Annotated in this window: 15 protein-coding genes; 11 read left to right on the forward strand and 4 right to left on the reverse strand. The window is 40.1% G+C overall.

Annotated elements, in window-relative coordinates; translation table 11 throughout:
• The first annotated feature begins 114 nt into the window (after positions 1 to 114).
• Genes METLIM_RS13475 through METLIM_RS13485 form a run of 3 tightly spaced genes read left to right on the forward strand, consistent with a single transcriptional unit; the run spans position 115 to position 2,479 of the window.
• Positions 115 to 666, forward strand: coding sequence for a hypothetical protein (locus METLIM_RS13475; RefSeq protein WP_245543548.1), 552 nt, complete (start codon positions 115 to 117; stop codon positions 664 to 666).
• Positions 667 to 678: 12 nt separating this feature from the next.
• Positions 679 to 2,010 (forward strand): ArsB/NhaD family transporter, encoded by a 1,332-nt coding sequence (locus METLIM_RS13480; protein WP_004079312.1) that lies wholly within the window; start codon positions 679 to 681, stop codon positions 2,008 to 2,010.
• 13 nt (positions 2,011 to 2,023) lie between these two features.
• Complete coding sequence (locus METLIM_RS13485; RefSeq protein ID WP_004079314.1) at positions 2,024 to 2,479, forward strand: universal stress protein; 456 nt, start codon at positions 2,024 to 2,026, stop codon at positions 2,477 to 2,479.
• A 153-nt stretch (positions 2,480 to 2,632) separates the two neighbouring features.
• On the opposite strand, the gene METLIM_RS15825 is transcribed toward METLIM_RS13485, so the two are convergent.
• On the reverse strand, positions 2,633 to 3,964 hold the full coding sequence (locus METLIM_RS15825) for a response regulator (RefSeq protein ID WP_004079316.1): 1,332 nt from the start codon (positions 3,962 to 3,964) through the stop codon (positions 2,633 to 2,635).
• Positions 3,965 to 3,976: 12 nt separating this feature from the next.
• Entirely contained in the window at positions 3,977 to 6,133 is a 2,157-nt protein-coding gene (locus tag METLIM_RS13495) for a PAS domain S-box protein (protein WP_048146034.1), read from the reverse strand.
• A 19-nt stretch (positions 6,134 to 6,152) separates the two neighbouring features.
• Here METLIM_RS13495 and METLIM_RS17455 point away from each other — a divergent pair, with 19 nt between their 5' ends.
• From METLIM_RS17455 to METLIM_RS17755, 6 genes are all read left to right on the forward strand, one after another.
• A complete protein-coding gene (locus METLIM_RS17455) occupies positions 6,153 to 6,311 on the forward strand; it encodes a hypothetical protein (RefSeq protein ID WP_157202326.1) in 159 nt (52 codons plus the stop codon).
• A gap of 449 nt (positions 6,312 to 6,760) precedes the next feature.
• Positions 6,761 to 7,279 (forward strand): tryptophan transporter, encoded by a 519-nt coding sequence (locus METLIM_RS13505; RefSeq protein ID WP_004079320.1) that lies wholly within the window; start codon positions 6,761 to 6,763, stop codon positions 7,277 to 7,279.
• Between the two features lie 65 nt (positions 7,280 to 7,344).
• Positions 7,345 to 9,423: an energy-coupling factor transporter ATPase gene (locus tag METLIM_RS13510; protein WP_004079323.1), complete on the forward strand. Its 2,079-nt coding sequence runs from the start codon at positions 7,345 to 7,347 to the stop codon at positions 9,421 to 9,423.
• A 1-nt stretch (position 9,424) separates the two neighbouring features.
• Positions 9,425 to 10,222: an energy-coupling factor transporter transmembrane component T family protein gene (locus METLIM_RS13515; RefSeq protein WP_004079324.1), complete on the forward strand. Its 798-nt coding sequence runs from the start codon at positions 9,425 to 9,427 to the stop codon at positions 10,220 to 10,222.
• Positions 10,223 to 10,297: 75 nt separating this feature from the next.
• Entirely contained in the window at positions 10,298 to 10,501 is a 204-nt protein-coding gene (locus METLIM_RS13520; protein ID WP_004079327.1) for a type II toxin-antitoxin system HicB family antitoxin, read from the forward strand.
• Positions 10,502 to 10,572: 71 nt separating this feature from the next.
• Complete coding sequence (locus METLIM_RS17755) at positions 10,573 to 10,743, forward strand: type II toxin-antitoxin system HicA family toxin (RefSeq protein WP_217178032.1); 171 nt, start codon at positions 10,573 to 10,575, stop codon at positions 10,741 to 10,743.
• Positions 10,744 to 10,870: 127 nt separating this feature from the next.
• Here METLIM_RS17755 and METLIM_RS13525 read toward each other — a convergent pair whose 3' ends face one another.
• Together METLIM_RS13525 and METLIM_RS13530 are read right to left on the reverse strand one after the other, a co-directional pair.
• Complete coding sequence (locus tag METLIM_RS13525; RefSeq protein ID WP_052300930.1) at positions 10,871 to 11,467, reverse strand: winged helix-turn-helix transcriptional regulator; 597 nt, start codon at positions 11,465 to 11,467, stop codon at positions 10,871 to 10,873.
• A 138-nt stretch (positions 11,468 to 11,605) separates the two neighbouring features.
• Positions 11,606 to 12,049, reverse strand: coding sequence for a hypothetical protein (locus tag METLIM_RS13530; RefSeq protein WP_004079330.1), 444 nt, complete (start codon positions 12,047 to 12,049; stop codon positions 11,606 to 11,608).
• Positions 12,050 to 12,607: 558 nt separating this feature from the next.
• On the opposite strand from METLIM_RS13530, the gene METLIM_RS13535 reads away from it, so the two are divergent.
• Complete coding sequence (locus METLIM_RS13535; RefSeq protein ID WP_004079332.1) at positions 12,608 to 13,954, forward strand: M12 family metallo-peptidase; 1,347 nt, start codon at positions 12,608 to 12,610, stop codon at positions 13,952 to 13,954.
• Positions 13,955 to 13,974: 20 nt separating this feature from the next.
• Positions 13,975 to 14,364, forward strand: coding sequence for a hypothetical protein (locus METLIM_RS13540; RefSeq protein ID WP_004079334.1), 390 nt, complete (start codon positions 13,975 to 13,977; stop codon positions 14,362 to 14,364).
• Positions 14,365 to 14,740 lie beyond the last annotated feature (376 nt).

Consider the following 14,740-nt stretch of genomic DNA (forward strand, 5'->3'; position numbering starts at 1 on the left):
GAACAGCCGGATATTTATTTTGCCGGATGCTGCATCACTAATGAAGACAGAAAACCGGAACAATTCCCCAAAACTTATGGGATTACAGATCTTAAGAGATAATGACTAATACGGATGAAAAATATGGGCTACTACTCATCACTCATAAACAGAAAATTCAAAGACGTTGTAGGGCAGCGTTATGAAGAAATTATGAAGGATTATAAGGAATTCTTCATATCTGAAGAGGAATTTCTTGAGATGGAGATCAAAAAGGTTCTCTTCCCGCTGGACATCTCTGTGAAGAAAATTCCGGACAGCATATATAATCTTTTTGAGCTGTATGGATGCGAAATAACCCTGGTATATATAACTGACAGTTACATCTGCTCGGTAATAGAAGAGGTTCTTGGAAAAAATACGGCGGAAAACTACCATCTTAAAAAAGATATTATGGGAGAGGAAATTCTGGATGAAATAACCAAAAAAATAGAGAGAAAAGGTCTTGTTGTCAAAAAGAGGATGTTTTCAGGGAATAAATGGGACGATGTTGAGAGAATGTCCGAAGAATTTGACATGATTGCGATTTCTAAAGATTACGGCGGAGTCAGAGGAGATGAAAATGAGATCAGCCCTGTCGCAGAGAGGCTGATTCAGCAGCTGAGAGTAAATACAGTGCTTTTCTGATGGTCTGGTAAAATGTTTCCGATTGAAACCCTCGTTGCGATAGCAATTTTTCTGATAACATATGCTCTCATAATAGATGAGAGAATCCACAGGACCGTTGCTGCAATGGCAGGCGCGGCAATACTTGTCATACTTGGCATAGTGCCGTGGGATGCAATGCTTGAGCATATCGACTTTGGTACGATATTCCTGCTTATGGGAATGATGATTATCGTCAATGTGGCAAGCAACAGCGGACTCTTTGAATATCTCGCAATAATAACGGCGAAATCAGCAAAGGGAAGCCCGATGAAGGTATTGTTCCTCTTCTCCATAGTGACGGCAGTTACAAGCGCATTCCTTGACAATGTCACAACCGTTCTTCTGCTTACACCGATGCTTCTGTACATAGCAAAGGTTATGGACTTAAATCCGATTCCGTTCCTGATGGCTGAGATCATCGCCTCAAATGTTGGAGGCATGGGTACACTCATAGGAGATCCACCAAATATCATGATCGCCTCATCTGCCGGACTTTCATTCAATGAATTTCTTATGATTATGGGGCCTATTGCCTTAGTTGACCTGCTGATTATCTTAGTAATCTTCTTCCTGATGTACAGAAAGAATCTGAAGGTTGATGAAACAGAGAGGAAGGCTATAAAAAACACCCTGGATTCACTGGACGAAAAAGCAGCAATCCAGGATATTGAACTCTTTAAAAAGTCAATAATCACACTTGCATTTGTAATTGCACTCTTCTTTATGCACAGCAGCATCGGGGAGATACTTCACCTGGTAATTCCGTTTGTTGACCCTTCAATGACTCTTGAACCGGCAGAAGTTGCACTTATAGGCGCTGCACTCATACTCATCTGGTCAAGGCAGTCTCCGGAGATGGTATTTGAAAAGATTGAATGGCCGGCCCTCTTCTTCTTTGGAGGGCTTTTTGTCCTCGTAGGTGGTCTTGTTGAGACAGGAGTAATAGCTGACATAGCACAGTTTATGATTGACAATGTAAAAACAACAGGTGAAGCAATGTTTGTTATTGCATGGTTTGCAGGAATCGCCTCTGCAATTGTGGACAATATACCGCTCACGGCTGCACTGATTCCCCTGATACATGACATCGGTGCAAATCCGGCAACTGCAATAGATACATACCCGCTGTGGTGGGCACTGTCACTTGGAGCATGTCTTGGAGGAAACGGTACTGCAATTGCTGCATCAGCAAATGTCGTTGTAATCGGTATCGGTGAGAGGGAAGGCATCCATATATCATTTATGGACTTTCTTAAAATCGGAATGCTTGTGCTCTTCATAACAATTTCTGTCGGGCTTTTAATGCTTTATATGATGTTTTAAGGAGGAAATAAAAATGAATAAAATACTAGTGCTCCTGGACGGATCAAAATGGAGCCATAAAGCCGCAAAGCATGCCAAAATGCTTGCGGAGAAGAAAGGCGATACTGAAATAGTATTATTTTCAGTAATTGACAGGGAAGAGATCAGATCCACCGCCTTTTATTATTGTAAACAGAACAACTCATGCAATATAATAAAGGATTACGAGGAGAAGATCCAGAGAGATATACGCCATGACATAAACGAGGAGATCTCTGAGATTCTCCTAAGGTTTAACAAAGAAGGCATAAAGTGCTCTTCACGGTTAGCAGTCGGACTTCGTGAGGAAGAGATATTAAAAGAAGTTAATTCTGAAGATTACTTATACATTGTCATGGGTGCTTTTGGTAAAAAATCCAATGTTAAAACCGGAACATTAGCAGGAATAGTAGCGAAGGATATTGAAATTCCGATGATAATCATTCACTGAGTAAATACTATCTGCCAGCAGGAAGGTTCTGAAACCAAAGAAGTCATATTAGCTCTAAAATGCAGGCAGATGAGAAATTTATATTTTATATCCGGAAAAATTTCCGGGATAATAATCACAAATAATATATTTTAAATTTGGGGAAGATATTACTCAGCCCTTCCTCAGTTCCTCAAATTCAAGTGACTTCATCTCAATTTTATTCACAAGGACGTTTATATCGGAGTTGTAATCAGATATCTCAGTGAGATTGGAATCATCTTTAGAAGCCGATCTCTTCATAATCTCAAAAACAGGGTTCTTCATAGCTTTAATAGATGACATCATCCCATCTATAAAGAATTCAAGGCGGTCTATCCTCCCCTCAAGGTCTTCTTCCATATCATCATATCGCCTCTCCACAGTGATATCTGTCATCCGGACAGCAACATGAGTTATTTTTCCGTCTGAGAGGAGCGGAATCCTCATAAATTCAATATAAAGGGAATCATTTCCTTTCTTAAATAATTTAACGGAAAAATCCGGATTTTTAAGCCGCATGGTATCACGATAATCATCAATCTCACCAAACACAGAAAAACCCGGTATTTCATATACAGGGCGGCTCAGAAAATATTCTGATATTCCAATATTCCTGCATATGTCTAAAAATAAAGAATTGTAATATATTATATTAAGGGATTTATCAATGATAAAAACCGGATATTTGTCATATTCAAGAATCTGAAGGTAAATATTCTTCTGATCATTCTTCTCCCCGTCATCCGGAAATTTACTCTGAACATGCAGAATTAAACCTGAAAACTCCCCGTCAGGGTTGTGCATATAGCCGGCATTGAGAATTACAGGTTCATCTGAGTCACCAGTCCTGAGATTTAACTGATCAGGCCATACAATATTTCCACCATCAACTGATTTTTTGGAATGGACAATTATATCCGGTACAAAAACACCCTCAGCCTCAGATTCACTAACACCGGCCATCTCTGAAAATGCCTGATTTATACCAATAATCCGGAATTCTTTATCTGTAGCTAATACCGGTTCTTTGAGAACTCTTATACTCTTAATCGCATCGGCATTTCCGGCAGTGCTCCTCTCATCCACCCGGCTTTTAATTCTGGATTTGTAAAGGGACATCTCGATATTGGTATGAAGTTCCCTCTCGTTGAAGGGTTTGACGAGATAACCGGCAGGTTCAGCCTTAATAGCTCTCTGCATTGTGTCAAGATCGGAATGTGCTGTCAAAAATATTACGGGGATCCCATACAGAGACTTTATTCTTTCCGCTGCATCAACCCCATCCATCTCCCCCTTTAACCTGATATCCATCAGTATCAGGTCAGGTTTTAGCTCACCTGCTTTAAGTACTGCATCTTCACCTCTTGTAGAATGTCCAACAATATCATATCCAAGGTTTTTTAGGGATTTTTTAATTGCCATCGCAACAATCATCTCATCCTCAACAACAAGAATTCTTTTCATCGAAATTATTCCTCACTGTACCGGAAAGATAAGTATATACTTCAGACCACCGTTATTTTCAATTTCAAGTTTCCCGTCAAGCTGTTCTGCCAGGTTTGTAATCAGTTCAAAGCCCAGACTCTCGGAATCTTCTATTCTGAAACCCTCCGGGAGGCCGCAACCGTTATCTGAGTATATAAGCCTGTAATTACCGTAATTATACTTTTGCAGAGAAATGCTTATCTGTCCGGGACCATCACCTGAAAATGCATACTTCAGTGAATTGGTAATCATCTCATTCAGCATAAGGCTGAGTGGTATACCCTTATCAAGGGAGAATCTGATCTCAGGGTCAATATCAGCCAGAAATCTTACATCTGCCCCTCTCGCAGATATCTCATTTATGAGATATGAACCAAGAGATCTTATATGGTCATCAGCACCAACATCTGAAAGGGTATCTGAGCGGTACATCTTTTCATGAAGCATGCTCATAGAATAAACCTGATTATAGCATTCCTGCAATATATCCTTAAGGCCCTGATCAGATGTATTGTATGAGTGCAGTCTAAGGATACTTGTGATAATCTGGAGGTTATTCTTTACCCTGTGATGGACCTCTTTTAGCAGAGTCTCTTTCTCCTTAAGTGACTCTTTAAGATTTTCGATGTATAAATTATTGCTGAGATTATAAACAGCATCAGGCTCTTTAACATTGCTTAAATCTATAACAATACCTCTGACACCTACAGGGGTCCTTCCTCTCATAATGGGACTTGTAAAAAGCATTGCACCGAATAATGTCCCGTCTTTCTTCTTCATAGTGTACCTGATTCCAAGTTCCCTGCCATATGATGACAAAACAATATTGTCAAGTGCCCTGTTATGATCTTCGGGAATTACAAGGTCCAGAAAACCAAGCCCTTTATCCAGGTCATCCGGAGAGTAACCAAGTTTGTCATAGCCCCTTTTATTAAGGAAGACAACATTCCTCTTAATATCAAGTTCAAAAACTGTCTGGGGCAGAAAATCACAGAGATCCCTGAATTTCTTCTCAGCTTTAAGCAGATCTTCTATGGCATTTTTCTGGTCAGTAATATCCCTGCCGATTGCCTGATATTCACGTACATCTCCATGTTCATCAAAGAAAGCTACTATATCCCATCTAATCCAGCAGGTACTCCCGTCAGGCAGGACAGCTCTGTTCTCAACTGAGCCGGAGAATTTATCAGGTGTAAGAGAACTGAAAAAATCGGAGAATAATGATATATTCTCCCCGCATATGTCCAGCCCGAAGAGATTTCCGGATATCTCCTCCGGACTTTTGCCCAGTAGTCTGCAGTATGCCTCATTGCAGAATGTAATTGTGCGGTCATCCCTGAATCTTACAATATATTCAGAATTTACGTCCACAACATCCCTGTAAAGTTCACGACTCTCAAGCAGTTCCTTCTCAGTGTATTTAAGTCCGGTTATATCCTCAAAGACCTGAATTGCACCTGTAATATTGCCCTCATTGTCCTTTAAAAGTTCAGCACTCATTCTGAACCAGGTGTCACCTATACCGCCGGGATTATTAAAGTGCCTCGTCTCCTCAATGCCATTGTAACCAAATGCAGAAGGATCATATGAAGACAGTTCTGAATCCCTGCCTTTATGATCGATAACAAGATCTGCAAGCATAGGAGTTTTTTCCTTAAAGAATGGTTTCCAGGCATCTTTAGTCCCTATAATATCCCCCGCAGAGATTCCGGTATAATTCTCAAGCGCCACATTCCAGCGTGTAATAATATGATCTTTGTCCATTGCAAATGCCGGAACCGGAAGAAAACTTATGATATTATCCAGAAGTTCGTTAATTCTTAGAAGTTCTGATTTTGCCGCCAGTATTTCAGTAACATCATAGAGCACCATGATAAAACCAAAATTCCGCCGGTTCTGTGAGATCATAATGAATAAAAGATTATACTTTTTTATTCCGTCAGGAGTAACAACTTCAGTGCATATAACGGAATCTTCCGGTATTTCTCCCGCAATACATTTTTTTACTGAATTATTGATCTTTTTGAGGTTTTCTCCTGAGAAGAGTTCGGGTTCAAGAATATTTCTGCCTTTTAAATCTGTGTACTTAAATTTAACCAGATCTGCAAATTTATCATTTACATCCAGAATTTTGCCGGAATTGTCCATATTTATCGCAGGTGCCGGAATGTTTCTGAAAAGGGCGTTAAATCCGGAAAAATTCTTCACAAACTACCTGCTTAAAAGTGAGATAATAACCGCAACTGAGAGCATAATAAGCGCCCTTAAAAGAATCTCAGTTATGACGGCAGGATCGCTTAAGAGAAGCAGGGAAGAGGAAATGTAGAATAATATAATGCAGAGAGATACATACATACCCTCCCGTCCAAACCAGATTACAAACAGTAATATCGGTATATAGTACAGATGGGATGAGACCAGAGTATAACTATTTAACAAAAATATAATATTTGCCAGAATCACGGCTGCAAGAATAGAGAGAGAGATCATGAGGCGATCTCTCCTCTGAATTCTAAAAAAAGAAGAATTGATAGAATCCGACATAATATAACTCCTTGTTCACCATACCATATAAATCTACCAACTCTCTTTAATAGAACGAAAAATTCCCGGAAAAAATGCCTTTGAACCGGAATTTTGCGGCATATATTTTCATTGAACTTTTATCAGATTACAATAGAACGACCACCAACATAAATACTATGAAGTACAATTATGTACATTGAAGTATTGTAAAATGCAACGTACTAAAAAAACATTCAGGTGAAAAAGTAAATGAAATCAAAAGATATAGCAATTGTAGGAATATGCCTTGCAATCGGGGCAATTCTAAGGTTTGTTGCAAATATGTTCCCCGGAGCAATTGTCGGAAATCCGGTAATTGCCCTTTACTGCCTTGCAATTATTCTTATAAGACCATCGGTAAAGGAAGCAGCAGGAATAGGGCTTGTGGCAGGGGTTATGTCAATGATGATCAGCCATTCGATATTTCCGCCGGCAAACCTCATCAGCGAGCCTTTGGGAGCAGTTGTATGCGCAGTGACATACAGTCTGTTAAAGGAGAAGATACCATTAAAAGAGGCCGTTACAACATTTGTATCAACATGTGTAAGTGGATTTTCCTTCATAGGAATCTGCATGGCTGTGATGCTGGCATCAGTTGTAGCGGTTCCTACAGGGACAGTTACCGGATTTTTCATTGCCGTTCTTCCAATAGTGATAATAACAGCAGTCATTAATTCGGTTGTTACACAGATACTTTACATTCCGTCAAAGAAAGTTCTGGCAAGGTGAATAATTACACTAATTAACCTTGATGTATAACAATATACATCAAAGTATTTTAACCGGGGCAATTAATGAAATCACGGGACATCGCCATAGCAGGAATACTCCTGGCAATAGGTGCAATTTTAAGGTACCTCTCAAACATAGTACCGGGCGCCATAGTAGCCAATCCGATAATAGCCCTTTACTGCCTTGCAATTATACTCATTGCACCGAAAGTGAAGGATGCACTTGGAATTGGCATAGTCGCCGGAATTATATCCGCAATAATCAGCCATTCGATTTTTCCGCCGGCAAACCTCATCAGTGAGCCAATTGGTGCACTAGTCTGTCTTGGAGTATATAACCTTACCAGGAACAGAATTCCGCTCTCGCCCGGAATTTCAACCTTTATTGCAACACTTGCAAGCGGATTTTCATTCCTCATCATAAGCATTGTAGTGATAATGTCTTCTATAATCTCTGCACCCGGAGAGTCCTTCACATTTGAGGTATTTGTGCTGACAGTATCACCAATAATTATTCTTACAGCCATCGCAAACTCTGTAATTACCCAGATACTCTCAATTCCTTCATCAAGAATTCTGATGAGAAACTCCTCAGGCATTCCCGAGGAAAGTTCATTTTCCGGACATACAGGAACAACTGCCGAAAAGAGAGAGAGAAGAGATGAATTTCCGGCTTTCAGATTTGAAAATTATTCATACAGATACCCACAGGGTAATGTTGAGGCGCTCAGCGAAATTAATCTTGAGATTGAAAAAGGTGAATTCATCCTTGTAAACGGGACTACAGGTGCAGGAAAGACAACATTCTGCCTTGCAGCAGCCGGCATTTTAAACCATGAATATGAAGGAACCTCTGGTGGCAGGCTGGAGATTTTCGGCAGAGAAGTTCTGGAATACCAGGATATGGGAGAGATTGGCAGTCATATAGGCTTTGTATTCGATGACGCAGACGCTCAGCTGATCTTTACGACTGTAGAAGAGGAAGTGCTCTCCGGGCTTGAGAACCGCGGGCTTGATGAAAGATCAGTCAGGGACAAACTTGAGGAGATTATGGACCTGACTGAAATTTCGGGCTTAAGGTACAGGGCACCGCATACACTCTCCGGGGGGCAGAAACAGAGGGTAGCACTGGCGGCAACTCTTGCGTCAGGAACTGAATGCTTAATTCTTGATGAGGCAACTGCAGAACTTGACACTGAGGCAACTGAGAAGATAATAAAGATCCTCTCTAAACTTAAAAGTGAAGGCAAAACTATCATCGTTGTCGAGCAGAAACCCGAAGAGATGTCGGGAATTGCTGACAGAGTCGTAATTATAGATAACGGAAGGATTTCCGGAAACTACCCCGCAGACGAATATTTCAGAGATTATAATATACGGAAAGATGAGAGCAGTGCTGAAGTGGAATGTGCCGGAAAAATATTTGTAAATACAGCAGAACTTACAGAGAGAAACATTGACAGGACAGTCGTTGAATTTAAAGATGTCACACATAATTACGGCAAAGAGACAGCCCTTGACAATGTATCATTAAAGATATATAAGGGAGAACTGATTGCCATAATAGGTGAGAACGGTTCGGGAAAGACAACACTGTCAAAGCATATAAACGGGCTGTTAAAACCGACCTCAGGGGAAGTTGTGGTCGCCGGAATCAATACCGCAGGAAGTACAGTCACAGAACTTGCAAAACATGCAGGACTGGTATTTCAGAATCCCGACACCATGCTCTTTGAGGACAGTGTCGAGAAGGAGATATTATTCGGCCTTAAGAATACCGGCGCTGATTTGGCCAAAGATCCGGATTACATCAACAGAATCCTTGAAGAGTTCGGGCTTTCAGGCAGAAACGATACATTTCCCCGTTCAATGAGCCGTGGGGAGAGGCAGAGGCTTGCAATTGCCTGTGTAACCGCGATGAAACCGGAGATTATCATACTTGATGAACCGACAACCGGGCTTGACCCTGAGGAGTCGCTCAGGATAATGAATATCATCCGCCGTCTTGCAGAGGATGGGCATACAGTCATTATGGTCAGCCATGATATGAAGATTGTAGAGAAGCATGCCGGAAGGATCATAAAAATGGAAGGCGGAAAGATTACCAGAGATATTTCATGCAGTATTTCCGGGGTGAACTGACATGGCAGAGATATTACAGTACAAAAGAATAAACGGCATATTTCACAACTTAAATGCACTCTCAAAGGTGCTCTTTTTAATTTTTGTACTGCTGACCGCAATTGCAGCGACTGATCCTGTTATAATTGCCGGGCTTGTGGTAGTTCTCTTTATCCTTTCTGCAATCGGTAAATTCGCAGGCGAACTTGCAAGACAGGTGCCTATGCTTGTATTCCTCTCTGCCGGACTTGTGCTGCTTACGGTTCTGACCATGCAGAGCGGAGATGTGGTAGGATACCTGATTCCGTCAGCAGTTCCTGTGATAGGAGGAAATATACCGATAACAACAGGTGCCCTTAACTTTGCGGCAATTCTCTCACTGAGGTTCTTTGCAATGCTCTTTGCATTCCAGATACTTATCATATCCACACAGCCAAGGGACCTTGTCCATGCACTTCAGAAGGCCAGAATGCCGGTGGACTACACCCTCATGCTCCTGATAGCAATCAGGTTTATCCCAAGTCTTCAGCTTGAGGGTAAGAGAATTCAGGAGGCACAGCTTGCAAGGGCATACAATCCGGGAGGGGGCATCACCGGAAAAGTGAAATCACTGACACCGATCATAATTCCGCTTGTTTCAAACGCACTTGGAAAAGCAAACGTCCTGGGACTCACCATTGACATGAGGGGCTTAAGGACAATGAAAAGGACACCGCTTGTAGAGGATCGGTTAAAGAGTGCCGATTATATCTGTATTGTACTGATACTTGTTGCAGGTGCTGTGATGGCAGCGTATTTCACAGGTACGATTGCACTCTGAACCTGTGAAACTGATAACAGGGAACAACACAACAGTCAGATAAAAGTAATAGCAGATAAAAACATAGAGTCAGATATGAGTAATTTCACGGCAGTAATCTTTGAAGAAGAAGGATGCTATATTGCAGAATGTCCGGAAGTCGGGACCGTGAGCCAGGGAAGAACAATAGAAGAAGCACTAAAAAATCTAAAAGAGGCTACAGAACTCTACCTTGAAGAATTTCCGGTTACGAAAAGAGGGAATCCCATCATAACTTCCTTTGAGATAATTCCGGCATAAATAAGTGGCACATGAAACCCGTTTCAGGCGAAAAAGCAATAAAAGTCCTCTGTAACAAGTAATGATTTACAATATCCGGCCAAAGCGGGAACCATGTAAGACTGTCCAGAATTACACCCTTTGGAAAAGTTGGAACTGTCATCCCAAAGCATAAGGAACTAAAACCCGGAACCTTAAGAGGTGCCTTAAAACTTGCTAAGATTGACATTGATGACTTTTACAAAAAACTGCATGGAGATTGATGAATTCTCTTTTCACCGGAATTTAGCTTATCATCTGAAAGTTCCTAATGACTGTTGACATGTCTGTATCCGCAACCGGAATAGTCCATTGAGATCCTATCTGAAACCCCCTGTCTGCTGCAAAAATTTAGTTTTTAAGTTTAGAAGAGAGAACAGAATTTATGGAATACATCTTCTGCGTTCCGGCTTTCTCCTCCAGAATTGTTTCTGCTTCCTTAAGCTTTCTTATATGGTATGTAACTGTTCCCTTGTTCACACCCAGAATTACGGCAATCTGTTTGTTTGTAATTCCGGGATTATTATCAATAATGCTGATAATTCTCATTGCTGCCTCATTTCCAGATATGACAATTGCTTTTTTCTGGTTCTCTGAATATCTTCCGCTGTTATAGAAGAGATGTGCTTTATTTCCCCTGTGCATTATTGATATTTTATGAGATGAATTCAGAATATCAATATGGTACCTGAGAGTGCCCCTGTTTATCATTAATGACCTTTCAATATCAGAAAGTGTCGCACCTGGATTTTCGGAGATATAATCCAGTATCAGATTTCGTTTTGGATTTTTTCTGTATGTCTTTGTTTTTCCAATTAAGACAGGCAAATATTTTATAATTGCAAACAATGAAAAAATTAAACATACAATTTCTGAGACCTGCACCCACAACGGGAGATCAGCAAAGGTTTCATTGCCATCAGCACCGCTAAAGTCAACTCCCGGCATATCTTCCGGATATTCATTACTATATGGTGTAACTATATATTCACCTGAAACTGCTGATGAGAAAGAAGATAAAATAATTATTACAAACAAAAAAACAGAGTGGAAATTTGGTCTCACAATGATAATAATATGAAACTATCAGATAGAATAATCTTCGGTTCCTGAGACACTGTAACCATAGACTTTGTAATCCCATCTCCCGGATGCGATACCATCAGGATTTGTTATGGAGAGAGATATTTTCCCATCTGTCCGTCCATCGGCATTGTCATAATATGGCCCAAGAATTTCTCCATCAGCAGTATATATTTTGAGGCTGAGAGAGTTTGAAGGATTGCCCCAGTTAAGGTTAATATTCAATACATTTGTAGATGAAGAAACCTGTTTGTAGTGCCAGTTTGTTTCCCCCTGAGATATAGAAGAATAGACTGTTCTCATATTATCATCTGATTTACATAATACTCCTGATTTAACCACATACCCGCCATTATCCTCACTAACTAATCCATCACCTGCTGCTATAACAGGACAAACAAGCAGCATAACTATAGCTGACGCTAAAACAATAGACCTTTCAAGCATAGACAAATTTCTCCTTAAATTACAAATTACCCGATTATTGGGATTTGTCTGAATTAAAGTCTCTAAAAATGAGTACTTATAATTTCTGTCCAGAGTCTCCAACAAAGACACTTTCTCTCAGGAATAATTAAGCTATAGCGCACAAACAAGCACAAATGAGAGATAATCCAACAAGACATATTCGCCATACAACATAATACAAACCACATACTGCCACAAGTTATACATTAAAACTCACTGCGCAGATTCACCCACAAAGTGTAGAAATCCTCGCCTTGTTGGAGACTCTGGACAGAAATTACTTATAACAATATTTAGAGATATAAAAAAACGGCATAAAAGACTGAAGAGAAGAGAAACTAAAGGCCACAAAACGGACATTAGACCTGAAGGCTCCTTACTCTTCAGCAGTTTCAGATGCCAGCCATAACAGCAGGCAGTACTAATTAATTAGCTGCATTATTGCAGATTAAGGTTTGCATGCCGGTTGTTCTTAGAACCTAGGTTTGCCAGTTTGAGTAAAACCCTCCAGGCAAACTTAAGATGGAGACGAAAAACATGAACGCAAAGAAAGGAGTGCGGGCGTTGAGCCTGCTTTTGGTAATTGCACTTGCCGGGGCAATGTTCGTTCCGGCTGTTAGTGCGGAGAACAATGAATCTAAAATGGAACAACATCTCTTAATTGATGGAATGACTAACATTAATGTCCTTAACGCTCAAAAAACAGAGGATCTTATTGCATCTGGCATCCAATCACCAGAAGAACTTACAATTCCTCAAATCATAACAAAATATGACATGATTACTTTTGACATCCCTGATATCAAAAATGAACTTGAAAATTTTGAAAGCCTATATATTACAATTGGGAATCAGAAGTATTCCATGAAATTAACAAAAGCTGATTTCAGTAAAGTTAAAGATAATATCGAATCATATTACGGCACCCTTAATGGAATAGAAAATAGTGAAATCTTCCTTACAATTTCAGATACGGTAATTGTAGGTAGTATCTCCATCGATTCAGAGACATTCTACGTTAAACCAGTTGAACCAAGAAAGCGGGTTTCTTCTGAAAAACCAGTTTTACACATAATCTATTCATCCAATTCTGTAAATCAGGAAAAACCAATAAAAATCGATGACGGTACTTTAGAAACTCCTATAATAAAAGATACAAAGGAATTAATTTCTTCAAATGATGGATTATCTCAGGAGTCTCGCTCAGTAGACTCAACAAAACAATGGACCACAGTTAACATACTAATAACAACGGACAATCAATTCTATTTAGATGAAAGTGATTGGAAAGCTACAGCAGAAGATATAATTAATACTGCAAACAGTCAATCATCCTTCGGTAGGGATGACGTTCAGGTTTCCCTGTGTGTTGTAGCATACGATGATTCAAAACGAATGGATCTGTCAAATGACCCAGATATCACAAGCGAACCATTAGGGACATTTTATGAACATTTTGATAATAACTACCTAAATGCACGTTATGCAGATATTGCTCTATATCTAGGAGGATACAATGCTGATGGTGGAAGTCAGGGCCTGGCATGGGGATTTGGAAACGGACCCTATTGGGGACAGTGGGCGTGGTCCCAAATGGTTTACGACGACCCGCTTTATACGGGGACGGTTCATGGTCGGCGTTGTATAAGCATTCATGAATTAGGACATATCTTTAATGCAGACCATGAAAATTCAGCAGGAACTAACAGAGCATATGGTTGGTGGGATCCTTTGCCAAAACATACTGTTATGTGGAGTGACTTTATTGAGGCATATAATGTATATGAATATTCATCAATAGATTACCATGGGGAGGCTACACGCAACAACGCCTTGGCTATTAGGAATGCAAAAAGCACAGTTGCAACTTATAGGAATAGTTAACTATTTCTATTTTTTTAATCATGAAAAATATAAAAAAAACCCGGAAAAAGGCAATTGCTCTCATCGCAGCATTCTGTATCATTTCTGTTGCAGTAATTGGTTCATATGTTCTATATCATCACTTATTTACACCTGATACGGTTTTTTTCGCAGGAGCTTATCCTTTTGAAGAGACGGAATTAAACCCGGACTATGTTATTCTCAATATAAGTGATTCCGATTTCGAGCAATATCCCGTTCTAAGAGAGCTGGTATCTGATCCCGAAGGCGGCCATATTACATTCAGTCACTTTGAATGGGATTATGATGAAATTCAGGAATTCAGGGACATCTACTGCGTTAAAAGAGAAGTCAACAGGTATGTCTTCTGGAACGATACATATTATCAGATTGTCATCGGGCAGTCATGAGAGTATGAGATTTAGTATGATCCAAGAAGAGGCCGGAGTTATACAAAAGGGGGAGGAGGAGATACACACTCGAAGAGATTTCCGCAAGGAAGGAGTTTGACGTGGAGTTTAATTCGTGGTTGGCTGAGGGTGAGGAAATGAGAGAATACATCTCCTTCATGAAGTAGATTCAGGCATAGCGCAGGAAGAAAACCGGCGACCATATGCAGTTTTTACACGAAAAATTCCAAAAACATTGTTTTGCACAGATTCAATAAAATGACAGGGTACATCAATAAAATATTTTTTTCAACTTGGACAAATCCTTTTCTCGGCAGTAATTGTATATTACGCCTGAATTGAACACCTGTTCCGTTCGACAATGAACACCCGTTCC

It is taken from the genome of Methanoplanus limicola DSM 2279 (genome assembly GCF_000243255.1).
GTDB lineage: Archaea > Halobacteriota > Methanomicrobia > Methanomicrobiales > Methanomicrobiaceae > Methanoplanus > Methanoplanus limicola.